General features: G+C 68.0%; 21 protein-coding genes and 1 pseudogene. 18 read left to right on the forward strand and 4 right to left on the reverse strand.

Features of this window, described 5'->3' with window-relative positions; genetic code table 11:
* Positions 1–142 precede the first annotated feature (142 nt).
* The 6 genes and pseudogenes from ASD72_RS00010 (at position 143) to ASD72_RS00035 (ending at position 5,734) form a co-directional block, all read left to right on the forward strand.
* Positions 143–1,230 (forward strand): IS3 family transposase gene (locus tag ASD72_RS00010; RefSeq protein ID WP_235577887.1). Its coding sequence is split into 2 segments (ribosomal slippage): positions 143–395 and positions 395–1,230, totalling 1,089 coding nucleotides; the frame shifts between segments, so codons are not numbered across the junction.
* 143 nt (positions 1,231–1,373) lie between these two features.
* Positions 1,374–1,604 (forward strand): helix-turn-helix transcriptional regulator, encoded by a 231-nt coding sequence (locus tag ASD72_RS00015; RefSeq protein ID WP_056877930.1) that lies wholly within the window; start codon positions 1,374–1,376, stop codon positions 1,602–1,604.
* Positions 1,605–1,669: 65 nt separating this feature from the next.
* A pseudogene (locus ASD72_RS00020) lies at positions 1,670–2,860 on the forward strand (ATP-dependent DNA helicase RecG); the annotation flags it as partial.
* Between the two features lie 68 nt (positions 2,861–2,928).
* The gene (locus tag ASD72_RS00025) at positions 2,929–3,867 is read left to right on the forward strand and encodes a nucleoside hydrolase (protein ID WP_056877931.1); all 939 of its coding nucleotides are present in this window, start codon (positions 2,929–2,931) and stop codon (positions 3,865–3,867) included.
* A 74-nt stretch (positions 3,868–3,941) separates the two neighbouring features.
* Complete coding sequence (locus ASD72_RS00030; RefSeq protein ID WP_056877932.1) at positions 3,942–4,184, forward strand: type B 50S ribosomal protein L31; 243 nt, start codon at positions 3,942–3,944, stop codon at positions 4,182–4,184.
* A gap of 260 nt (positions 4,185–4,444) precedes the next feature.
* A complete protein-coding gene (locus ASD72_RS00035; protein ID WP_056877933.1) occupies positions 4,445–5,734 on the forward strand; it encodes a citrate synthase in 1,290 nt (429 codons plus the stop codon).
* A 54-nt stretch (positions 5,735–5,788) separates the two neighbouring features.
* Here the strand turns inward: ASD72_RS00035 and ASD72_RS00040 are convergent, their stop codons facing one another.
* Positions 5,789–6,289 (reverse strand): isochorismatase family protein, encoded by a 501-nt coding sequence (locus ASD72_RS00040; RefSeq protein WP_056877934.1) that lies wholly within the window; start codon positions 6,287–6,289, stop codon positions 5,789–5,791.
* A 119-nt stretch (positions 6,290–6,408) separates the two neighbouring features.
* Here ASD72_RS00040 and ASD72_RS00045 point away from each other — a divergent pair, with 119 nt between their 5' ends.
* On the forward strand, positions 6,409–6,798 hold the full coding sequence (locus tag ASD72_RS00045) for an Lrp/AsnC family transcriptional regulator (protein ID WP_235577888.1): 390 nt from the start codon (positions 6,409–6,411) through the stop codon (positions 6,796–6,798).
* Between the two features lie 7 nt (positions 6,799–6,805).
* Here ASD72_RS00045 and ASD72_RS00050 read toward each other — a convergent pair whose 3' ends face one another.
* From ASD72_RS00050 to ASD72_RS00060, 3 genes are all read right to left on the reverse strand, one after another.
* Positions 6,806–7,840, reverse strand: coding sequence for an aldo/keto reductase (locus tag ASD72_RS00050; protein ID WP_056877936.1), 1,035 nt, complete (start codon positions 7,838–7,840; stop codon positions 6,806–6,808).
* A gap of 130 nt (positions 7,841–7,970) precedes the next feature.
* Positions 7,971–8,624 carry a hypothetical protein gene (locus tag ASD72_RS00055; protein WP_056877937.1) on the reverse strand — a complete coding sequence of 218 codons (654 nt, stop codon included), beginning with the start codon at positions 8,622–8,624 and terminating at the stop codon, positions 7,971–7,973.
* A gap of 101 nt (positions 8,625–8,725) precedes the next feature.
* On the reverse strand, positions 8,726–11,152 hold the full coding sequence (locus tag ASD72_RS00060; protein ID WP_056877938.1) for a penicillin-binding protein 1A: 2,427 nt from the start codon (positions 11,150–11,152) through the stop codon (positions 8,726–8,728).
* Positions 11,153–11,368: 216 nt separating this feature from the next.
* On the opposite strand from ASD72_RS00060, the gene ASD72_RS00065 reads away from it, so the two are divergent.
* The 11 genes from ASD72_RS00065 to ASD72_RS00115 all read left to right on the forward strand — a co-directional run bounded on the left by ASD72_RS00065 (position 11,369) and on the right by ASD72_RS00115 (position 23,370).
* Positions 11,369–12,427, forward strand: a complete 1,059-nt coding sequence (locus ASD72_RS00065) for a pilus assembly protein PilM (protein ID WP_056878447.1) — start codon at positions 11,369–11,371, stop codon at positions 12,425–12,427.
* A complete protein-coding gene (locus tag ASD72_RS00070; protein ID WP_056877939.1) occupies positions 12,427–13,218 on the forward strand; it encodes a PilN domain-containing protein in 792 nt (263 codons plus the stop codon). Before ASD72_RS00065 ends, ASD72_RS00070 begins: the two co-directional genes overlap by 1 nt.
* The gene (locus ASD72_RS00075) at positions 13,215–13,901 is read left to right on the forward strand and encodes a type 4a pilus biogenesis protein PilO (RefSeq protein ID WP_056877940.1); all 687 of its coding nucleotides are present in this window, start codon (positions 13,215–13,217) and stop codon (positions 13,899–13,901) included. The genes ASD72_RS00070 and ASD72_RS00075 overlap by 4 nt, the downstream gene beginning before the upstream one ends.
* Positions 13,902–13,924: 23 nt before the next feature.
* A complete protein-coding gene (locus tag ASD72_RS00080; RefSeq protein WP_235577911.1) occupies positions 13,925–14,425 on the forward strand; it encodes a pilus assembly protein PilP in 501 nt (166 codons plus the stop codon).
* Positions 14,426–14,439: 14 nt separating this feature from the next.
* Positions 14,440–16,359 carry a type IV pilus secretin PilQ family protein gene (locus ASD72_RS00085; RefSeq protein ID WP_056877942.1) on the forward strand — a complete coding sequence of 640 codons (1,920 nt, stop codon included), beginning with the start codon at positions 14,440–14,442 and terminating at the stop codon, positions 16,357–16,359.
* 159 nt (positions 16,360–16,518) lie between these two features.
* On the forward strand, positions 16,519–17,532 hold the full coding sequence (locus ASD72_RS00090; protein WP_056877943.1) for a MoxR family ATPase: 1,014 nt from the start codon (positions 16,519–16,521) through the stop codon (positions 17,530–17,532).
* A gap of 28 nt (positions 17,533–17,560) precedes the next feature.
* Positions 17,561–18,457, forward strand: coding sequence for a DUF58 domain-containing protein (locus ASD72_RS00095; RefSeq protein WP_056877944.1), 897 nt, complete (start codon positions 17,561–17,563; stop codon positions 18,455–18,457).
* A 2-nt stretch (positions 18,458–18,459) separates the two neighbouring features.
* Positions 18,460–18,912 (forward strand): DUF4381 domain-containing protein, encoded by a 453-nt coding sequence (locus ASD72_RS00100; RefSeq protein WP_056877945.1) that lies wholly within the window; start codon positions 18,460–18,462, stop codon positions 18,910–18,912.
* Positions 18,909–19,931 (forward strand): VWA domain-containing protein, encoded by a 1,023-nt coding sequence (locus ASD72_RS00105; RefSeq protein WP_056877946.1) that lies wholly within the window; start codon positions 18,909–18,911, stop codon positions 19,929–19,931. Before ASD72_RS00100 ends, ASD72_RS00105 begins: the two co-directional genes overlap by 4 nt.
* On the forward strand, positions 19,928–21,697 hold the full coding sequence (locus ASD72_RS00110) for a VWA domain-containing protein (protein ID WP_081420088.1): 1,770 nt from the start codon (positions 19,928–19,930) through the stop codon (positions 21,695–21,697). Before ASD72_RS00105 ends, ASD72_RS00110 begins: the two co-directional genes overlap by 4 nt.
* Positions 21,694–23,370 (forward strand): BatD family protein, encoded by a 1,677-nt coding sequence (locus tag ASD72_RS00115; RefSeq protein WP_056877948.1) that lies wholly within the window; start codon positions 21,694–21,696, stop codon positions 23,368–23,370. Before ASD72_RS00110 ends, ASD72_RS00115 begins: the two co-directional genes overlap by 4 nt.
* Positions 23,371–23,532 lie beyond the last annotated feature (162 nt).

Below are 23,532 nucleotides of genomic sequence, written 5' to 3' on the forward strand. Positions count from 1 at the left end.
CAGGCATGGCACTAAACGTACCGACGGAAAAAACGGAAACTGGGATGGACATTCTGAGTCCCTGAGACGGTAGGGTAATCCCCCCGCCCATTAGCTGACGCCAGAAGTGGAATTTTCTCGTACGCTTTCCCGAGGAGGTTCCATGAAGAAGTCCCGCTTCACCGACAGCCAGATCATCGCGGTGCTCAAGCAAGCCGAGGCCGGCACGCCCGTGCCGGAATTGTGCCGCGAGCACGGCATCAGCTCGGCGACGTTCTACAAGTGGCGCAGCAAGTTCGGCGGCATGGATGCGTCCCTGATGTCGCAGCTCAAGGAGCTGCAGGACGAGAACCGGCGGCTGAAGAAGATGTACGCCGAGGCGCAGCTCAGCGCCGACCTGCTGAAGGAGGCGATGTCAAAAAAATGGTGAGGCCATCTCAACGCCGGGAGATGGCCCGATCGGCGGTGGAAGGCGGACGCACCAACATCCGGCATGCGTGCCGGACGTTTGAGGTCAGCGAGACCTGCTTTCGCTATCAGGCCCGTGCGAGCGAGGAGAACGCTCGGATCGCTGACTGGCTGGTGCGGCTTACGACGACCTATCGTGACTGGGGCTTCGGGCTGTGCTTCCTGCACCTGCGCAACGTCAAGGGTTTCGCCTGGAACCACAAGCGGGTCTACCGGATCTATCGGGAGCTGGAGTTGAACTTGCGGATCAAGCCGAAGAAGCGCCTGGTGCGCGAGCGCCCCGAGCCGTTGGCGGTGCCCGACGCGATCAACGAGGTCTGGTCGATGGACTTCATGCATGACCAGCTCAGCGACGGGCGCAGCTTCCGGCTCTTCAACGTGCTGGACGACTTCAATCGTGAGGGCTTGGCGATCGAGGTCGATCTATCCTTGCCATCAGCCCGCGTGATCCGGGCGTTGGAGCAAGTTATTGAATGGCGCGGAAAGCCGAAGGTGATTCGCTGCGACAACGGTCCGGAATACATCAGTGGCGCGCTGCTGGGCTGGGCGGAGCGACAGGGCATCCGGATCGAGCACATCCAGCCAGGCAAGCCGCAGCAGAACGCCTACGTCGAACGCTACAACCGTACCGTGCGCTATGCCTGGCTCGCCCGTACGCTGTTCGACTCAATCGAGCAGGTGCAGGACAAGGCCACCCGTTGGCTATGGACGTACAACCACGAGCGCCCCAACATGGCGCTCGGGGGCATCACCCCCATGCAGAAACTGGCACTCGCTGCCTAGCTCCACTTCTGCTGTCCGCTAAAAGCGGGGGGATTACCNGCGCCCCAACATGGCGCTCGGGGGCATCACCCCCATGCAGAAACTGGCACTCGCTGCCTAGCTCCACTTCTGCTGTCCGCTAAAAGCGGGGGGATTACCGCGCCATGGCAGGCGCGGGAATTCAGGTCAGGCTGGGCAGGGCAGTGAAGGCTGCAAGGATGCGTTTGGGCTATTCTCAGGAAGCCTTGGCCGATGAATTGGGTATGCATCGCACCCAACTGGGCCATATCGAGCAAGGGCTCAAGGATTGCCGGCTTTCAACGATCGTCAGGATCTCAACGGCGCTCGGGCTCCCACTGAGCCAGTTGTTCGAGCAAATCGAGGCTAGTGAATAGTGGGCTACCTGCCCTGTCGGGACCGGCGCCGCTAGTCTGAACGATTTCCTTGATATGGGCTTGCTAACATAAGTACGGGCAAGACCGTCGTCGCGGCGCTGGCTGGCATGCTGGCGGTCGAGGCCGGCAAACAGGTCGCATTGGCTGCACCCACCGAGCTCCTGGCCGAACAGCACCTGGCCAACCTCAAGGCATGGCTGGAACCCCTGGGCGTGCGCGTGGCCTGGCTGGCCGGCAAGGTGACCGGCAAGGCGCGCGCGCAGGTGCTGGCCCAGGTGGCGTCGGGCGAGGCGCAGGTCGTAGTGGGCACGCATGCGCTGATGCAGGAAACGGTGATCTTCCACGATCTGGGGCTGGCCATCGTCGACGAACAGCACCGCTTCGGCGTGCACCAGCGGCTCGCGCTGCGCGACAAGGGCGCGGGTGGGAACCGCGTGCCGCACCAGTTGGTGATGACCGCCACGCCGATCCCGCGCACGCTGGCGATGGCGGCTTACGCGGACCTGGACGTGTCGGCCATCGATGAACTGCCACCGGGCCGCACGCCGGTGCAGACCGTCGCGCTCAGCGCGGAGCGCCGGCCGGAACTGGTCGAGCGGATCCGTGCCGCATGCGCCGAGGGGCGCCAGGCCTACTGGGTCTGCACGCTGATCGACGATAGCGACGAGGTGGTCGCGCAGGCTGCGCAGACCACGTACGAAGCGTTGTCCGCTTCGTTGCCTGCGCTGCGCGTCGCGCTCGTGCACGGTCGCATGAAGGCGGCCGACAAGCAGGCCACGATGCGTCGCTTCAAGGAAGGCGAGGCCGACCTGCTCGTGGCGACGACCGTGATCGAGGTGGGCGTCGATGTGCCCAATGCCTCGCTGATGATCATCGAGAACGCGGAGCGGCTCGGCCTGGCGCAGTTGCACCAGCTGCGGGGCCGGGTGGGGCGCGGCGCGACCGCGTCCAGCTGCGTGCTGATGTACCAGCCACCGCTGTCGGCGATGGCCAAGCACCGCCTGGCGACGATGCGCCAGACCAACGATGGTTTCGTCATCGCCGAGAAGGACCTCGAACTGCGTGGCCCGGGCGAACTGCTGGGCACCCGGCAGACCGGGCTCGCCGCCTTCCGCGTGGCCGATCTCGCCCGCGATGCCGGCTTGCTGCCGCAGGTGCATGCGCTCGCGGAGCGGTTGCTGGCCGAGGACCCCGCGGTCGCCGATCGCGTGATCCATCGCTGGGTCGGCGGCGCGGCGCGCTACGCCTCGGCATGATGCAGCGCGGCTTCCGCTGGTCATCCATCGGTGCGAGACTCGACCCCCGATAGAAGAAGCGAAGCCTGATGACGGACAAGATTCCCCTGCTCATCGACACCGATCCCGGCGTCGACGACGCCCTCGCCCTGCTGATGGCGTTCAACGATGCGCGCCACGACATCGTCGGCCTGACCATCGCGGCCGGCAACGTGGGCCTGCAGTACACCGTGCGGAATGCATTGAAGCTGTGCGAGGTGGCGGGCCGCGACGACATCCCCGTGTTCGCCGGCGCACCGGCCCCGCTGCTGCATCCTTCGCCGGACGCCGGCTATGTGCACGGGCAGGACGGATTCGGCGACGTCGGCTTCGCGCCGGCCGCGCGCCAGGCCGAGGACGAACATGCGGCGCTGGCCATCCTGCGCCTGTCCCACGAACACGCCGGCCGGCTGGTGCTGGTCGCGCTGGGGCCGCTGACCAACATCGCGCTGGCGCTGAAGCTGGACCCCACGCTGCCGCAGCGCATTGCCCGTTTCGTGGTGATGGGAGGCGCGGTCACCTGCCACGGCAACATCACGCCCGCGGCGGAGTTCAATTTCTACTTCGATCCCGAAGCAGCGCATATCACGCTGCAGGCCTTCGAGCGCTACGACCTGGCCGACTGGGAAGCCACCATCGCGCATGGCCTGCCGCACGACCAGGTCGCCGCGTGGCTGGCGGCCGATAGCGACCGGGCCCGGTTCTACGACCGCATCTCCGAGAAGACCCGGCTGTGGTCGGCCGACCGCCGTGGCGACCACTGGTTCGCTGCCGATGCGTTGGCCATGGCCTTCGTGCTCGCCCCGGAAGGCGCGCTGGAGCTGGCCGAGCGTCCTCTGGCGATTGAGCTGCAGGGCGCACACGCCCGTGGCGCCTCGGTGGTCGACTGGCGTCGGGAGGGCGGCCAGCCGGACCAGGCCAACATCCTGCTGCGCTATGACCAGGGCCGGTTCCAGGACCTGATCCGGGACGCGCTGGCGGCTGGCTGAGGGCCGGGTTGCGCCGACGGGGGAGGAGGGGCTACAATGCCGCTCTTCCATTCCCGCTACACGGTGTTACCGCCATGAAGGCCGACATCCACCCGAATTACCGCGAAGTCGTCTTCCACGACGTGACCTCCGATTTCAAGATCCTGACGCGCTCCACGCTGGGCAGCAAGGAAACGACGAAGTGGGAAGACGGTAACGAGTACCCGCTGGTCAAGGTCGAAATCTCCTCGGCCTCGCACCCGTTCTACACGGGTAAGCACAAGGTCATCGACACCAGCGGCCGTATCGACAAGTTCCAGAAGCGCTACGCGCGCTGATCGAACCGTCGTTCGCCTGATCCGCCTGCGGCCGCGCCTCGTGCGCGGCCGTTCGCGTTTGCGCGCACCCATCGTGCGTCTCGCCGGAACAAAGGGTTGCGTCTGCGGCCTTATTCTTTGGTCTGACTTTGGTGCGGTATCGAGCGACGGCTCCAGACCCGCTATGCGATAATTCGGCTCATCCAAGGTTCACTCCCTGGACTCCCGTCACGCGCCGACCGGACCTCTGGCCGGCGTTACCCCACGAAGGAGCGCACACTGTGTCCGAACTTGACCAGGTCACGCTGAATGCCGGCGACAAATCCGTCGTCCTGCCCGTCCTGAAACCCACGCTTGGCAACGACTGCGTCGACATCGCCAAGCTGACCAAGGAAACCGGTCTTTTCACCTACGACTCGGGTTTCACCGCCACCGCCAGCTGCAAGTCGGCCATCACCTATATCGATGGCGACAATGGCGTGCTGCTGTACCGCGGCTACCCCATCGAGCAGTTGGCCAAGCACTCCAGCTTCCTGGAAGTCTCCTACCTGCTGATGAATGGCGAGCTGCCGACCCCGCAGGAATTCGCCAAGTTCGAGCACGAAGTCACGCATCACACGATGATGCATGAGTCGCTGAAGAACTTTCTGCACGGCTTCCATTACGACGCGCACCCGATGGCCATGCTGGCCGGCACGGTCGCTTCGCTGTCGGCGTTCTACCACGACACGCTCGACCTGGAAGACCCCGAGCAGCGCCGCCTGGCCGCCATCCGCTTGCTGGCGAAGATGCCGACCCTGGCGGCCGCCGCCTATCGCTATTCGATCGGCTGGCCGATCCGTTACCCGCGCAACAACCTCGAGTACGTCGACCGCTTCCTGCACATGATGTTCGAAGTGCCGAGCGAGCCGCTGGAGACGAATCCGGTCGTCGCCAAGGCGCTGGACCTGCTGTTCATCCTGCATGCCGACCATGAGCAGAACGCGTCGACGTCGACCGTGCGCCTGGTGGGCTCGACCGGCGCCAACCCGTACGCCTCGGTCGCCGCCGGCATCACCGCCCTGTGGGGCCCTGCGCACGGCGGCGCCAACGAAGCCGTGCTGAAGATGCTGGAAGAGATCGGTACGCCGGACAAGGTCGAAACGGCGATCGCCAAGGCGAAGGACAAGGAGTCGGGCTTCCGCCTGATGGGCTTCGGCCACCGCGTCTACAAGAACTTCGATCCGCGCGCCAAGATCATCCGCGAGATGACCCACAAGGTGCTGGGCGAGCTGGGTGTCGACGATCCGCTGCTGGAAGTGGCGATGAAGCTGGAAGAGGCCGCGCTGAAGGACGAGTACTTCATCCAGCGCAAGCTCTACCCGAACGTCGATTTCTACAGCGGCATCATCTACAAGGCGCTGAAGATCCCGACCGAGATGTTCACCGTCATGTTCGCCATCGGCCGTACCGCCGGCTGGGTGTCGCACTGGCTGGAACAGCAGGTCGATCCGGAAGCGAAGATCGGCCGTCCGCGCCAGATCTACACCGGCTACGCGCCGCGTGACTACGTGCCCACCGGGAAGCGTTGATCCTCCCGCATGGCAGACAGAAGGCCCCGGAAGGGGCCTTCTGCATTTGCGCAGTCAGGCGTCGGGGCCGATCTCGACGCGCGTGGACAGGGCATGCAGCGCGAACCCGTGGATGGCCTCGTCCACCGTGGTCGTGCAATCGGACAGCACGCTGACCCGGTATCGCGCGGCGCCAGGCGACACCGCGGTGAACGCCACGCAGTTCTGCGTCATCATCCCGGCGATCCGCAGGTGCGTCGCGCCGACTTCCGCCAGCAACGCGCCCAGCGAGGTCTGGTGGAAGCTGTCGGCGAACTGTTTCACGACCACCGGCGCGTCAGGTGCGGCGGCGAGGATGCGCTCATGGATCGCCGCGCCCGTGCTGCCGGGCCTGAAGAAGCCGGCTTCGGACGACGCGGACACGTGCTGGACCAGCACGATGGACTCGCCGCGCGCCTTGGCACGCGCGATGGCGGTTACGGTGGCGTCCAGGACCGGTCCGGCGTTCCAGAGCGGAAACGCGCCGCCGGGAAAGTAGTCGTTCTGGATGTCGATGACGATCAGGGCGGTGCGCATGCGTTGCCTCGGGAGGGACGGTACGGACATGCTAGGGAGCCGCGCCGCGCCCGTGAATTGCGGTCCGCAAGAATCCGCGTCGTTCTGCTTGAGGTTTGGAAGACATGCCACTGGACAAGATGAGCCGGACCCTCCTAGCCCACCTCGGGCGTGATGCGCGCGCCAGCTGGCAGGCGCTCGGCCGCCAGGTGCACCTGACCGGACAGGCGGTGGCGACCCGCGTGCAGCAGATGGTCGAAGACGGCACGATCCGCCGCTTCACCGTCGTACGCGGCGACTTGCGGCGCTATTTCGTCACCGTGTTCATGGACACGCCGCGGTTCGAGGACTTCGAACATTTCCTGCAGGCGCGCGAGGAGGTCGAGAGCGCGAGCAAGATCGCCGGCGAGGGGTGCTACCACGTGGTCCTCGCCTGCGAGGGCGACGCGGCGCTGGAGGCCTTCACGCAGGCGCTGCTGGCGTTCGGCCGCTACAAGGTGGCCAGCGAAATGCGACGCGTGAAGGACTGAGCGGCGCTCAGCGCACGGGTACCGTCGGCAGGTCCAGCAGGGCGTCCTGGCCGCCGCGCAAGCGCGGCGCCGTGGCGGCGACGATCTCGTGCGGGAAGCCGGCCGCGATCGCGCTCGCATCGTCCAGGCGCTGGCGCTGCGCATCACTGAGCGTCGCCTCCGTCGCCGCCAGGTTGTCCTGCAGTTGCTCCGGCGTGCGCGGACCGATGATGGGCAATACCTGCCTGCCCAGCACCCAGGCGATGGCGACCTGGCCCGGCGTCAGGCCGGTCTCCCCGGCGATCGCCAGCACGGCGTCCACCGTCGCGGTCTTGCGCGCATCGCTTTCGCCGTGGATCACCACGCCCAGGCCTTGCGCGCGCCCGGTTTCGCCCTTCCGGTACTTGCCCGTCAGCAGGCCGCCCCCCAGCGGCGACCAGCCCACGGTACCCAGGCCGAACGCGCGCGCCATCGGCAGCAGCTCGCGCTCCACCGTGCGTTCGACCAGGCTGTATTCGAGCTGCACGGCCGCGATCGGCGCCCAGCCGCGCAGCTCGGCCAGCGTGGCTGCGGTGGCCACCCGCCAGGCAGGGAAGTCCGACAGCCCGGCATAAAGGATCTTGCCCGCGCGCACCAGCCCGTCCAGCCCGCGCGCGATCTCCTCGATGGGCGTGTGGCCATCGGGCATGTGGACCCAGAGCAGGTCGATGCGATCCGTCTTCAATCGCCGCAGGCTGCCTTCCACCGACTGGACCAGGGTCTTGCGGCTGTTGCCGGTGTCCTGCAGGCCGGCATCCGCGCGGGCACCCAGGGAGTACTTGGTCGCCAGCACGATCGCGTCGCGTTCGCCTGCGATGAATTCGCCCACCATTTCTTCGGATTGGCCGAACTGGTACTGGTCCGCGGTGTCGATGAAGTTGCCACCGGCGCTGCGGTAGCCCGAATAGATGCGGTGGGCTTCGTCCCGGTCGGAGCCGTAGCCCCACCCCTTGCCGAAGTTGCCCGTGCCGAGCGCCAGCGCGGACACGCGCAGGCCGGTGTTGCCGAAGACGCGGTAGCGCATGCGGGATCTCCCGGTCAGCGTCCTGCCGCGCGGGGCGGCGGGAATCGCCCCGCCAGTGGACGCTGGCCGGGATTGCGGGTCTTGCATGTGCTTGCGCATCCGCTGGACGCGCGCGCCCTGCCGCGCGGGGTCAGCGCAGGGCGTCGGACTCGTAGCCTGCGATCTCCGCCTCGGCCAGCAACGCTCGCAGCTGCGCGGCCGACGCGCGCTTCATCGGCTTTTCATCGACGGCGGACAGTGGCGCCTGGCGCAAGGCGTCGAGCGGCAGGACGGTCAGGTCGAAGCTCAGCTCTTCGGCACTGAACACCCACACCGGCAGGTCGGCCACGCGTTCCCTGTCCATGCGCAGGCGGCGGGTACGCGCTTCGGCGGGGATGTGGTGTTCCTCCAGGAGGCGGGTGACCGCGTCGGGGTCGTCGCTGTGGACGTGCAACTGCACCGGCGAGTTGCCGTCGGCCGTGCCGTCCAGCACCGCGCCTACCAGGCGCGGCGAGAATGCGGCGAGGAACTCCATGGCGCGCTGCGCCGCCTCGCGCCGGCGGCGCAGGCCCTCGATGTGCGCGTCGCCGACGAACAGGCGCTGGTAGCTGCGCAGGGCGTCCTCGATCTCGCGGTTACGCGGCAGCGACGCATCGTCGTGGATGCCGAGCCGGCTGGCGGCCTTGAGCTTGGCCTGGTGGAAATCGCGGATACCGCCTTCGGCCATCAGGCGCGCGGCTTCGTGGGCGAGCCGCTGGCGACGCTCGCGGGTGCGGGTTTCGGCGTGCTGACGGGCGTGGTGCATGGCAGGCCTTCGCGTCGAACCTGCCCCGAATGTACACCATGCCCCTGCGATGTCGATGACGGCGCATGCGAGCCGTCATCGGGTCTTCACCCTTGCGCGGATCAGAAGATGTCGAAGGCCTCTTCGTCCGGCACCGCGTCTTCGGGACCGTACAGGTCGTAATCCTGGATGCGTTCCATGTCCTCGACCTTCACCCACTCGGTGACGCCGTTGAGCGTGGCCTGGACCATGCCTTCGGGCGGATCGTTCGACGCCACCGGCTTGTCCTTCAGCGCCACGCGCATGTAGTCGATCCAGATCGGCAGCGCGGCCTTGCCGCCGTACTCGCGATAGCCCAGCGATTGGAAGTTGTCGCGGCCCACCCAGACGACGGTGGAATACTGGCCACCGAAGCCGCCGAACCACGCATCGCGGTGGTCGTTGGTGGAGCCGGTCTTGCCGCCCACGTCCTCGCGTCCGAGCACCTTTGCCGCCGTGCCGGTGCCGCGCTGGACGACGTCGCGCATCATCGACACCAACTGGTATGCGGTGCGTTCGTCGATCGCGCGCGGCGCGGTGGCGAGGTTCGGGTCGGCCGGCTTCTCCTCGGCCTTCGGCTTGCCGGCGGCGGCCGGCGTCGCCGGCTTGGCCGCTGCGGTGGGGCCGAAGTTGAAGCCATCCACCACCTGGCTGGCCGGCGCACTGCCGCCCTGCTGGCCCTGGCCGCAACCCCGGCACGCGACGGCGGCGTTCTCCTTGAACACCACGTTGCCCTCGCGGTCCTTCACTTCGTCGATGAACCACGGGGTGACGCGGGAGCCGCCGTTCGCGAACACGGCGTAGCCGCGCGCCATCGAGAGCGGCGTCAGCGACGCAGTGCCCAGCGACATGGAGAGGTTGGGCGGCAGCTCCGCTTCCTCGAAGCCGAACTGGCTGATGTAGGTGCGTGCGAACGGTACGCCGATGCCATCCAGCAGGCGGACGGACACCAGGTTGCGCGATTGCACCAGCGCTTCGCGCAGGCGCATGGGGCCGCGGAAACCGCCGCCGTCGTTCTGCGGGCGCCACATGTGCCCGCGGCGGTCGCGGAACACGACCGGCGCGTCGAGCACGATGGAGGCGGGATTGAAGCCCTTTTCGAACGACGCCGCGTACAGGAACGGCTTGAAGCTGGAGCCCGGCTGCCGGCGTGCCTGGGTGGCGCGGTTGAACTTGTTGCCCGCGAAGCTGTAGCCGCCCACCAGTGCGCGCAGTGCGCCGTTGTTCGCATCCAGCGACACCAGTGCGGCCTGGGCGCGCGGGATCTGGTCGATCACGTAGCTGCCTTCGTCCTTGCCGGCCTTGATACGGGTCAGGTCGCCGCGCTTGAGCAGTTTGGCGGGGCTGCGGCCGGTCCACTTGCTGGCCGCAGCCGGCAGGGTGATCTCCTTGCCGTCGGCCATGACGACCGTGGCGCTGCCGTCCTCGTTCGTGCGCGCGACGACGACGGGCTGCAGGCCGTTCTGGGGCGGAATACCACGCAGATGGGTGGCGAGCGCGGCCGCGTCCGCATCGGCCGCCACGTCGAAATGACGCTCGACGCCGTTCCAGCCGTGGCGGTGGTCGTACAGGCCCAGGCCGTCGCGGACGGCCGCGTTGGCGGCGTCCTGCAGGGTGGCGTCCAGCGTGGTGGTCACGTGGTAGCCCTTGGTCAGGGCTTCGGGGCCGAAGCGGGCGATCATTTCCTGGCGCACCATTTCGGACACGTAGGGCGCGTTGACCTCCACCGGCCGCTCGTGCGGCTTGGCGTGCATCGGCTCGGCCTTGGCCGCGGCGGCCTCGGCGGCGGTGATGTAGCCGTCTTCGCGCATCCGTTCGACCACGTACGCACTGCGCTGCTGGTTGCGGCCGGGATTGCTGATCGGGTTGCCGCTGGACGGGAACTTCAGTGCGCTCACCAGTGTGGCGGCTTCCGCCAACGTCAGCTGGTCCAGCGTCTTGCCGTAGTAGTACTCGGCGGCCGCGGCCACGCCGTACGAGCGGTTGCCGAAGAAGCTCTTGTTGAGATAGAGCTCCAGGATCTCGTCCTTGGTCAGCATCTTCTCGATGCGGACGGCCAGCATCATCTCGACCAGCTTGCGGGTGTAGCTGTACTCGGAGCTGAGGAACCACTGCCGCGCCACCTGCTGGGTGATGGTGCTGCCGCCGGCCACGCGGCCCTCCTTGCGGCTGACGATCTGCCAGACGGCACGCGCGATGCCGGTGGGGTCCACGCCATTGTGCTCGTAGAACTTGCTGTCCTCGGCGGCGATGAAGGCCTGCTTCACCCGGGGCGGGACCTGGCTGATCTGGACGGGATAGCGGCGGATTTCGCCGTACAGCCCCATCAGGCGGCCATCGCTGGCGTAGATGTAGAGGGGTTCCTGCAGTTCGACGTTCCGCAGGGCCTGGACGTCCGGGACCTTGGACGAGACCGTGTAATACAGCACCCCCAGGCCGACCGCGCCGGCAAGGGCAAGTATCAGGAACGTGATGAGGGTCCAACGGAGAAGACGACGGAACCGGGACATCCAGTGCTTTCCGATTGCAGAATTCGTGGCGGCAGAGTATAGATGACCGCCGGGATCGCCACAGGTGATCCCAAGGGGAACAGGGACTTGGGGAACAACCCTCGTGAAACGTGACAAGCGGCACAGCCACGTAAACGGCGGTTGCCAAGCGTAAAAACTTGGTTATTAATGTGGGCGCGCACCGTGCGCCTTGTGCCCGTCGGAAGGGGAAAGACCGTGGGGCTACTCCCAAAAAGCCAATCGCCGCTGATCGGCGTCGATATCAGTTCGACTGCGGTGAAACTGCTGCAGCTCTCGCGCGTGGGCAACCGTTTCCGGGTTGAGCACTACGCCGTCGAGCCGCTGCCGCCCAATGCCGTCGTCGAGAAGAACATCGTCGAGGTCGAGGCGGTCGGCGAAGCCATCCGCCGCGCCGTGAACCGTGCCGGCAGCAAGGCCAAGCACGCGGCCGCGGCCGTCGCCGGTTCCGCGGTGATCACCAAGATCATCCCGATGCCTGCCGACCTGGACGAGAGCGACCTGGAGGCCCAGGTCGAGCTCGAGGCCGTCAACTACATCCCGTACCCGATCGAGGAAGTGAACATCGATTTTGAGGTGCTGGGGCCCATGCCCAATAACCCCGAGATGGTGCAGGTGCTGTTGGCCGCGTCCCGTTCGGAGAACGTCGAACTGCGCCAGTCCGCACTCGAACTGGGCGGGTTGACCGCCAGGATCATGGACGTGGAAGCCTTCGCGGTGGAGAACGCCTTCGCCCTGATGGCGAACGACCTGCCGGTCCCCCAGGACGGCGTGGTCGCCCTGGTCGACATCGGCGCCACCATGACCACGCTGAACGTCCTTCGTCGCGGCCGCAGCCTGTACAGCCGCGAACAGGTGTTCGGCGGCAAGCAGCTCACCGATGAAGTGATGCGCCGTTACGGCCTGACCTACGAGGAAGCCGGCCTGGCCAAGCGCCAGGGCGGCCTGCCAGAGAGCTACGAAGTCGAAGTGCTGGAGCCCTTCAAGGAAGCGACCGTCCAGCAGGTCAGCCGCCTGCTGCAGTTCTTCTATGCGGGCAGCGAGTTCAATCGCGTCGACCAGATCGTCCTTGCCGGTGGCTGCGCCGCGCTGGCCGGGCTGCCGGAAATGGTCGAGGAGCAGTTGGGCGTCCCCACGGTCGTCGCCAACCCGCTGGCGCAGATGACCCTCGGCCCACGCGTGCAGGCGCATGCGCTGGCACAGGATGCTCCCGCATTGATGATCGCCACCGGCCTGGCTTTGAGGAGCTTCGACTGATGGCAAGAATCAACCTACTCCCGTGGCGCGCGGAGCGCCGCGTCCAGCGGCAGCGCGAGTTCTACGTGATGTTGGGCGCCGCGGCCGTCGCCGGCCTGCTGCTGTCGTTCCTGCTGTGGTTCCACTACGACCGCCAGGTGGCGGGCCAGACCGAGCGCAACGACTTCCTGAAGGCCGAGATCACCAAGGTCCAGGCCCAGAACAAGGAAATCGAGCGCCTGGACGAGCAGAAGCGCCGTCTGCTGGCGCGCAAGGAAGTGATCGAGAAGCTGCAGGCCAACCGCTCGCAGATGGTGCACCTGTTCGATTCGCTCGTGCGCACCATTCCCGACGGCGTGATGCTGGGCAACATCAAGCAGGACGGCGAGGTGCTGACGCTCGAGGGCCGCGCCCAGTCCAATGCCCGGGTGAGCGCCTACATGCGCAACCTGGAGACGTCCGGCTGGATGACCAAGCCGGAGCTTGCGATCATCGAGTCCAAGCCTGAAGAGGTCAAAACACTGACCAATACGGGCGCCAGCCGCGCGCTGCCCTATGTGTTCAAGCTGACGGTGCGCTTGGCGAACCCGACGGCGGAGCAGGAAGCGGAGACTGCCGCCGATGGCGCCGCGCCCGCTGCCGTCCCCGGCGCCGCGCCCGCACCGCTGGAAGGCCAGTCGCCCGCCGCTCCCGCCACGCCCGCTCCGGCCACGCCTGCGCCCACGACGCCGTCTCCGGCTCCCGCGCCGGCGACATCGCCGCCCGCCGCGCCGGCCGGTAAAACTCCCCCGGCCACCGGGAGCGCCTCATGAGCCAGAAGAAGAAGACGTCCCTCAACAACCTGGACTTCAACAACATCGGCGCGTGGCCGCAGAACGCCAAGGTCGGCTTCTGCGTGATCCTTGCGCTGTTCATCCTGGCCTTCTCCTATTTCCTCTTCATCAAGGGCAAGACGGAGACGCTGGATGGCCTGGAACAGGAAGAAGTGCGCCTGCGCCAGGATTTCGAGAAAGAACAGGCCAAGGCAGCGAACCTCGAGCCCCTGAAGCAGCAGCTCGCGCAGATGGAGCAGGTGCTCCAGCAGATGCTGCGCCAACTGCCCAGCAAGACCGAGATGCCGGACCTGATCATCGACATCTCGCAGACGGCGCTGTCCAGCGGCCTGGCCAACGAGCTGTTCCAGCCGGAACCGGAGACGCTGAAGGAGTTCTACGCCGAGAAGCCGATCCAGCTGCGCATGGTGGGCAACTACCACCAGTTCGGCGCCTTCGTCAGCGGCGTGGCGTCGCTGCCGCGCGTGGTCATCCTGACCATGCACGATATCTCGCTGCAGCCCAAGGCCGGCAAGGGCGGCATCAACCGCGGTGCGCTGGAGCTGTCGGGTACCGTGAAGACCTATCGCTACCTGGATGAGAAGGAAGTGGCGGACCAGGAAGCGGCGGCTGCCGCCGCTGCCAAGGGTCAGCCCGCACCTGCCGCAGGGGGAGCACCATGATCCGCACTGATTTGCGCTGGCTGATGCTGGGTGCGCTGGTGTTCGTGGGTGGATGCGCCCGCGGCGTGACCAGTACGCCGGGCGATGCGCCGAACCTGGAAAGCTGGGTGGCGGACGTGCGGGCTCGCCCCGCACCGCCGCTGGATCCGCTGCCGGTCATGCAGCAGTTCGAAACGTTCGAGTACGCGGCGCAAACGCTGCGCGATCCATTCAGCGACGCCTGGAACAACGCGGAAGGAGGAGGCCTGCGGCCCGATCCGAACCGTCGAAAGGAAACGCTGGAACAGTATCCGCTGGACAGCCTGGACATGGTCGGCACGATCGGCAAGGGCGCGGCTCTGGTGGCACTGGTGATGGGGCCCGACAAGGTCACCTACCGGGTACGTCCGGGAAACTACCTGGGGCAAAGCGATGGCCGGGTCACCTCGGTCCGCGAAGATGGGTTGGAACTTGTCGAACTAGTGCCGGATGGCGCAGGTGGCTGGCTGGAACGGCCCGCTTCCATTGCGCTTGAAGATCAATGATTGGGGGATACACGATGACCGCTTCGAACGCCTACCGCCTGCGGCCCTCCCGGCGCCTGGCCACTCTCCGGGCCTGCTCTCTGGGACTGGCCATCGGCCTGCTGGCGGCCGCCAGTGCGGCCAGCGCCGCGTCCCCGGCTCAACAGGCACCTGCCTCCACCGCGTCCGCGCAAGCGGCGCAACCCGTGTCGGTGTCGAACATCGACTTCCGCCGCGGTGAAGACGGTGCGGGCCGACTGATCGTCAAGTTCGACGGCCAGGGCGCCACGCCGGACCTGCGCAACCAGGGCAACAGTGTGGTCGTCGACGTGGGCAACGCCACGCTGCCGGCCTCGTTGCAGCGACCGCTCAACGTGGTCGACTTCGCCACGCCGGTCCAGCGCGTCGAAGCGCAGTCCAAGGCGGGCGGGACGCAGCTCGTGCTCAGCACGCGGGGCGATTTCGAATCGCTCGCCTACCAGTCGGGCAACGAGTACGTCGTCGAGATCGTGCCGCGCACGGGCCAGAAGGCCGTGGGCGGTGCGAGCGCTTCCGCCGGCACCAGTTCCTCCGCCATCGTCGCGGCGGCGCAGAAGGTGGCCAGCGAGGCCCGTCGCTACGGCGGCCGGCCGGTGACGTTCAACTTCCAGGACGTGCCGGTACGCACCGTCCTGCAGCTGATCGCCGAAGAGTCCAACCTCAACATCGTCGCGTCCGATACGGTGCAGGGCAATGTCACCCTGCGCCTGGTCAACGTGCCGTGGGACCAGGCGCTGGACATCGTCCTGCGCGCCAAGGGCCTGGACAAGCGTCGCGACGGCAACGTCGTGTGGGTCGCGCCGCAGCCTGAGCTGGCCAAGTTCGAGCAGGACAAGGAAGACGCGCGTATCGCGATCGAGAACCGCGAAGACCTGATCACCGACTACGTGCAGGTCAACTACCACTCCGCCAGCGCCATCTTCAAGGCACTGACCGAAGCCAAGGGCGTCGGCAATAGCGGCGGTGGCGGCGGCAGCGGCAACGGGCAGAACGAGAACGGCTTCCTGTCCCAGCGCGGCCGCCTGGTGGCGGACGAGCGCACCAACACGCTGATGATCAGCGACATCCCGAAGAAGGTCGCGCAGATGCGCGAACTGATCGCGGTGATCGACCGTCCGGTCGACCAGGTCATCATCGAAGGCCGGATCGTCATCGCGACCGACACCTTCGCCCGTGACCTCGGCGCACGCTTCGGCATCAGCGGCCGCCGCACCGGCGATCGCACGCAGATCATCGGCGGCAACATCACCGACAACGTCAACGTCGGCAACGGGGACGATCGCGTCCTCCCGCGCGACATGAACGTGAACCTCCCCGCCAGCGGCTTCATCGACAACACGGCGGCGAGCATCGCCTACACGCTGCTGGGCCGTAACTTCGACCTGGACCTGGAACTGTCCGCGCTGCAGGAAGAAGGTCGTGGCGAAGTGATCTCCAACCCGCGCCTGGTGACCACCAACCAGCGCGAAGCGGTGATCAAGCAGGGTCGCGAAGTCGGCTACCTGACCGTCACCGGCAGCGGCACCGGCACCAACAGCGTGCCGACCGTGCAGTTCAAGGAAGCCCTGCTGGAACTGAAGGTGCTGCCCACCATCACCGACGACAACCGCGTCTTCCTGAACCTCAACGTCAAGAAGGACGAAGTGGTCCAGTTCGTGGACCTGGGCATCTACGGCTCCGTCCCCGAACTGGCCCGCCGCGAAATCAACACCGCCGTGCTGATCGAAGACGGCCAGACCGTGGTGATCGGCGGCGTGTACGAGTTCAGCGACCGCGCCAGCGTGGCCAAGGTGCCGTTCCTGGGCGACATCCCCTTCCTGGGCAATCTGTTCAAGAAGAAGGGTCGCAGCAAGGAGAAGGCCGAGCTGCTGATCTTCGTCACCCCGAAGGTCCTGCGGGTGGCCGAGCGCCGCTGAGCGCCGCCAGTCCGGCAGATGGAAGAAGGGGGCCTCAGGCCCCCTTTTTCTTTGCGTGCGTCGCGTATCTGAATCGCGACGTCGCGTGCCGATGGTCCTGTGAACCTTCCGGCCGTGCTTGGGTCAAAATCGGCCTCCACACCGACTCCCGGCCAGCCCATGGATTCCTCCCCTGTCAGTCCCGATCCGCCGGCGGATGCCCGGGCATCGCTGCATGACGCTTTCGCGCGACTGCGTGAGGACCTGTCGCGCACCATCGTCGGCCAGGCCGCGCTGGTCGAGCGCCTGCTGATCGCGCTCCTGGCCGATGGCCACCTGCTCGTGGAGGGCGCGCCTGGCCTGGCGAAGACCACCGCGATCCGCGCATTGGCGTCACGGTTGCAGGCCGAGTTCGCGCGCGTCCAGTTCACGCCCGACCTGCTGCCTGCCGATCTCACCGGCACGGAGGTCTGGCGGCCGCAGGAAGGACGTTTCGAGTTCCAGGCCGGACCCATCTTCCATCCGCTGCTGCTGGCGGACGAGATCAATCGTGCGCCCGCCAAGGTGCAGTCCGCCCTGCTCGAAGCGATGGGCGAGCGCCAAGTGACGGTGGGCCGCCACACCTATCCGCTGCCGGCGCTGTTCCTCGTGATGGCCACGCAGAATCCGATCGAACAGGAAGGCACGTTCCCGCTGCCGGAAGCGCAGCTCGACCGCTTCCTGATGCATGTGAAGATCGGCTATCCCGAGGCGGCGGCCGAGGCGGACATCCTCCGCCTTGCGCGCGATCGCGCGCGCGACGACATGCAGGCCGTGTCCGCCGTGGTCGAACGGATGCCGCTGGACGATGTGTTCCGTGCCCGTGCCCAGGTGCTGGACCTGCACCTTGCTCCAGCGCTGGAGCGTTACCTCATCGAACTGGTCCTGGCGTCGCGCGACGCGTCGCGCTACGACGCTGCGCTCGCGCGCCGCATCGCGTGGGGTGCGAGCCCGCGTGGTTCCATCGCGCTGGAGCGGTGCGCGCGTGCGCGCGCCTGGTTGGCGGGCCGCGACTACGTGACGCCGGACGACATCCGCGCGATCGCGCCGGATGTCCTCCGCCACCGCGTACTGCCGAGCTACGAGGCCACCGCGGAAGGCTGGGACGGCGACCGGCTGGTGAAGGCCCTGCTGGACGTCGTGCCCCTGCCCTGAGCGGGCGCTCCGGTTTCCGACACCCTCCATGAGCGACGGCATCGTCCCCACCCTGCAGGAACTGATCGCGTTGCGCGCCAGCGCGCAGCGACGTCCGCCCGCGCGGCGTGGCCGGCACTCCGTCACCGGCCCTTCGGCGTCGCCCCTGCGCGGGCGCGGCATGGAGTACGCGGAGTCCCGCGAGTACGTGGCCGGCGACGACGTGCGCCACATCGACTGGCGACTGACCGCGCGCAGCGGCCGCACGCATACCAAGCTCTTCCAGGCGGAACGCGAGCGGTTGACGCTCGTCGTCGCCGATACATCGCCGCTGCTGTACTTCGGCACGCGCCTGCGCTTCAAGTCCGTGCAGGCCGCGCGCGCAGGCGCGATCGCCGCGTGGCAGGCGGTGCGCGAGGGGGACCGGCTGGCGATCCTGCGCGGCAGCACGACCGAAGCCCCGCTCCCACCGGCATCGGGAACGCGTGGCGCGCTGCGCGTGCTGGATGCGCTGGTCCGCTGGTACGCGAAGCCACCGGCGGACGACGTCGGGCTGGCCTTCGCCCTCGATCACGCTGCGCGCCTGCTTCGTCCCGGTTCGCGCCTGCTGGTGCTCGCGGAACCGCACAGCGTGGCCGGCATTCCTGACACGCGCTGGACGGCGCTCGCCGCCCACCATGATGTCGTGGTGCTGCTGTTGACGGACCCGCTGGAAACCGATCCGCCCGCGCGCCAACTGCCCTTTGCGGCGGGCGACCGGCGTGTCGAACTCGATCTCGCCAGCCAGGCACAACGCGATGCATGGCGAAGCGAATTCCAGGCGCCGCTCGCGCGCGCGCTGGAGCGTTTGCCCGCACGTGGCGTGCAGGTGCGCACGTTGTCGACCGATGCCGCCAGCGATGGCTGGCTGGTCGCGCTGGGTCGCGCGCAACCACAGGTGGCCTGAGCATGACGCCGGACACGCTGGTGCTGCGCGATGTGCATGTGCCGCCTGCGCCGTCCTGGTGGCCGCCCGCACCGGGATGGTGGCTGGTGGCGGCGATCATTCTGGTGGTGCTGCTGTGCCTGGGCGCCTGGCGTTGGCACCGGCATCGGCGTCGCCAACGGTGGCAGCGCTGGTTCGATGCCGTGCCGCAGGGACGAGCGCCCGCCGAGCAGGTGGCCGCCGCATCGGAACTGCTGCGCCGTGCGGCGCGCCGCGTGTCGTCCTCGGCGGATCGGCTTGAGGGAGAAGCGTGGTTGCAGTTCCTCGACGGCGGGCAGGGGCGCGCTTTCAGCGAAGGTCCGGGGAGACTGTTGCTCGATGGCGGCTATCGCCGCGATGTGGATCCGGTCGAGCTGGCGGCGGCACTTGCCGCGGCCCGCACGCGTTTCCTCGAACTGATGGCGGGGACGCGATGAGCCTCTCGCTCCCGACACTGCAACTGCTGCAGGAGGGCTATGCCGGCTTCGCCTGGCCTTGGGTGTGGCTGGCGTTTCCGCTGCCGTGGCTGGTGCGCTGGGCATTGCCCCCGCGTCGCGCGCAAGCGGATGCCCTCAAGGTGCCTTATGGCAATGCCGTGCAGGTGATCGCCGCACAGGGAGGTCGCGGGTTGCATGGGCGCGGCGCGGCGCTGGCGTGGCTGGTGTGGTTCCTGCTGTGCGCGTCCGTCGCGCGTCCGCAGCAGTTCGGCGATGCGGTGACGCCGCCGGTGAGCGGACGCGACCTGATGCTGGCCATCGACCTGTCGGGCAGCATGACCGAGCCCGACATGGAGCTCGGCGGTACCGTCGTCGATCGGCTGACGGCAGCGAAGGCCGTGCTTGCCGATTTCCTCGACCGCCGCGATGGCGACCGCGTCGGCCTGCTGGTGTTCGGCCAGCGCGCCTACGCGATGACGCCGCTGACCCGCGACCTGAAGACCGTACGTGAGCAACTGCGCGATGCCGTCGCCGGGCTTGCCGGCCGCGAGACCGCGATCGGCGATGCCATCGCGCTGGCGGTACGTCGGCTGCGCACGCAACAGGAGGGCCAGCGCGTGTTGATCCTGTTGACCGATGGCGTGAACTCCGCGGGCGTGCTGACGCCGCAGAAAGCGGCGGAACTGGCGAAGGAGGAGCGCGTGCGCATCCATACCATCGCCTTCGGCAGCGACGGCGCGATGAGCCTGTTCGGCATCCCATTGCCGATGCCGGCCAGTTCGCCGGAAGACATCGACGAGGCGACCCTGCGGGATGTCGCTGCGCAGACGGGCGGGCGGTTCTATCGCGCGCGCGACACCAACGAGCTGGCAGGCATCTACGCCGAGCTGGACCGCCTGGAACCGGTGCAGCAGGCGGGCAAGGCCGTGCGTCCGCGCATCGAGCGGTATCAGTGGCCATTGGCCGCAGCGCTGGGCTTCGCGCTGCTGGCGTTCGTGTGGCCGCGGAGGCGCGCGTGAGCGCTTTCTGGAACACGCTGCACTTCCTGCGCCCGCACTGGTTGTGGGCCTTGCTCGCGCTGCCGGTGCTGGCATGGTGGTGGCGCGTGCAGCGGCATCGCCTGAATGCCTGGCAGGGCCATGTCGATCCGCATCTGCTCCAGCACCTGCTGGTGCGGGGTGGACGTAGCGCACGCACGGGCATGGTGGCCGCCGGGTTGGCCTATGCGCTGGCCGTGCTGGCGCTGGCGGGGCCGAGCTGGCGACAGGGCGAGCAGCCGTTGTGGCAGGCACAGCGCCCGCTGGTGCTGGTGCTGGACCTGTCCAGCCGGATCACCACGCCGGATCTGCCGCCTTCGCGTCTGCTGCAGGTGCGGGCGAAGCTGGCGCGGCTGCTCGACGCACGCGCGGGCAGCCCCGTGGCGCTGGTAGTGTACGCGGACGATGCGTTCACGGTCGCGCCGCTGACCGACGACGCGGGCAACATCCGCCTGTATCTCGACGAACTGTCGCCGGAGATCATGCCGGTGGATGGCCAGCGCGCCGATCGCGGTATCGCCCGCGCGGCGCGGCTGCTGTCGCAGGCGGATTTCCGCAACGGCGATATCCTCGTGCTCACCGACCGCGCGAACAGCGAAGCGTCCATGGCCGCCTCCGAGGCGCGCGCAGAAGGCTATGCCGTGTCCGTGCTCGGACTGGGCACGTCGGCCGGCGCCGCGTATCGCGCCACCGATGGCACGATCGGCCATGCCGCGCTCGATGCTTCGTCCCTGCGTGCAGTGGTCGCCGCGGGTGGCGGCCGCTACGAGCCGGCCACGGCCGACGGCGCGGACTTCGCTGGCCTCGGCATCGCGTCGCCGGCTCTGGACACCGTCGGCGTTTCCACCGCGCCCGGCGGTGGCAAGGCGTGGCGTGATGAAGGGTACTGGCTGCTGATCCCGTTGATGGCGCTCGCGTTGTTGTGGTTCCGTCGTGGTGCGGCGCTGGTCCTGGTGGGAGCGCTGTGGTTGCCGATGGCATCGCCCGCGCGCGCGGCCGGGATCGACTGGTGGCAGCGCAGCGACCAGGCCACGCACGCGCGCCTGGAGAAAGGCGCCGACGCCTATCGCCAGGGCGACTATGCCTCCGCGGAACAGGCCTTTGCCGGCATCGACACGGCCGAGGGCCAGTACAACCTGGGCAATGCACTGGCGAAGCAGCAGCGCTACGACGATGCCGTGGCCGCATACGACCGCGCGCTGCGATTGCAGCCAAGCATGGCCGATGCGGTCGCGAATCGCGCCGCCGTCGACGCCGCGCGCAAGCGACCGCCTTCGCCAGGCGATGGGCAGGGCAAGCCTGGGTCGCAGGGCAGTGGCGACCAGGCGTCCTCGGGTGCGAAGGGCGATGCCTCCGACGGGAAGGAGTCGGGCCAGCAACAGCGCGCATCCCCATCGTCGCAAGACGCTTCGACGCCGCCCTCGGGGAATCCGGGCCAGGCCCAGGCAGGGAAGAACAACGCACCGCCGCCGCGCACGCCGCCCAAGCCGTCGCCCGATCCGGCAACGCAGGCAGCCGCCGATGCGGCGCAACGCGAACGCATGCGCGCCGCGATCGGCGAACAGGACGGGCAGCGCGCCGGGAAGCCGCCGCAGGATGCGCCTGCCGTGCAGGCGGAAACCGCGGAGCAGCGCGAGCGTCGACAGGCGGTCGATGCGTGGCTGAAGCGCGTGCCGGACGAGCCCGGTTCGCTGCTCAAGGCGAAGTTCCGGCTCGAACACGACCGCCGGCAGAGGGAAGGGCAATGAAGTACCGCATCTGGATCCTGCTGGCCGTGCTGATGGTGTGGCCGACGTCGTTGCTCGCGGCGACGCGCGCGTGGTTGGAGCAGTCGCAGATCACGCTGGGCGAGGCAGTGACGCTCAACGTGGAGAGCGATGCGGTGTCCGCCACGCCCGACGTCACGCCGTTGATGCGCGATTTCGAAGTGGAAGGCCAGTCCGACAGCCGCAGCGTGCGGTTGGTGAATGGGCGCATGAGCACCAGCACGACGTTCTCGCTGACGTTGCGGCCGCGCCGCGCCGGCACGCTGGCGATTCCGGCGCTGCAGGTGGGCAATGAGCGCACGGCAGCGCTGACGCTGGAGGTCGGCGCGACGGCGACGGCACGCGCGGCGTCCAACGGCCTGGTGTTCGTCGAGACCGAAGTGGACGATCCCAGCCCCTACGTGCAGCAGTCGGTGGGCGTCACGGTGCGGCTGTACTACGCCACGCCGCTGGTGTCGGGACAACTCGATCTCGATCCGCCCGACGGTGCGCTGCTCCAGCGTGTGGGCGAAATCGTGCAGTCCAGCCGCGAGATCGATGGGCGGCGCTACAGCACCGCCGAGCGTCGCTTCCTGCTGGTGCCCGAGCGCAGCGGCGCGCTGACCCTGCCGGGTCCGCGCTTCGAAGGACGTGGCGCGGGTGGCTGGATGGACGACCTGCTGGGCGGCAACAGCCGCGAGGTCAACATCACCGGCGCGCCGCGTACGCTGCAGGTGAGTGCGCAACCGGCGGGTGCGCCGCAGCCCTGGCTGCCGGTGCGCGACCTGCGCCTGCGCTACACCGCGGTGCCGCAGCAGTTGCGTACCGGCGAAGCGGGCACGCTGGCCATCGAAACCACGGTCGTCGGTGCGACGCAGGCGCAGTTGCCGGAGATCCCCGCGCCGTCGATCCCCGGCGCGCAGGTCTTCGCCGAACCGCCGCAGTTCGACGAGCGTTTCGTCGGTGGCACGCCGCAGGTCACGCTGACGCGCCGCTATTCGATCGTGCCGTCGCAGGTGGGCACGCTGGTGATCCCGGGCACGGCGATGGCGTGGTGGGACGTGCGCGCGGGCGCGGCGCGGCGCGCGACGTTGCCTGACCTGACCCTGCCCGTCGTTGTCGGAACCGGCGCGCTGTCGCCTGCACCCGTCGCGGGAGCGTCGCGCGGTGCGGCCACGCCGCCCACGGGAGCCGATGACGACATCCTGCTCGAGGGCGAACGAAGCATCCCGCCCCGCCTGTGGCCCTGGCTGGCCGCCGGCTTCGCCCTGCTGTGGTTGATCACGTTGCTGTGGGGGCTGACACGGCGCGCAACGGCTGCGTCGGGTCCGCGCGCTCGCGTGCGTGCCGATACAGGCGTGCCGGGCGCCGCACCGCCGGCCACCCACACCGCGGCCGATCTCAAGCGCGCGCTGGATGCGGGCGATCTGGACGACATCGAGGACGTGCTGCGCGGCATGGCGCGCCCGGCCGCGGTCGACCTCGACGATCTGCAGCGCCGGCTCGCCTCGTCCTCCCAGCGCACTGCCGTGGATCTGCTGCGCCGCGCCCGCTGGGCCGGCGGCGATGCGGCGCAGGCGAGGGTGGCGCTGCGCGAGGCCTTCCGCGGCGGTCCGCTGTGGTGCCTGCCAAAGGCGCCCGCGACAGACGAGATATTGCCCCCGCTATACCCATGATCCTTCGCCGCTGGGTCGATGCGGTGCAAACATCGAAAGCCCACTGATGAAACAAGTCCGCTTACGCCCACGGAGTGATTGACGGGCTTGTTTCACTGCGCGATACATATCGCGTAGCGAAAAAGAGTGCTTGATGCCTCGCTCGACTAACTCAAGGGGCAA

This window comes from Pseudoxanthomonas sp. Root630 (genome assembly GCF_001427585.1).
In the GTDB taxonomy this organism is placed as follows: Bacteria; Pseudomonadota; Gammaproteobacteria; order Xanthomonadales; family Xanthomonadaceae; genus Pseudoxanthomonas_A.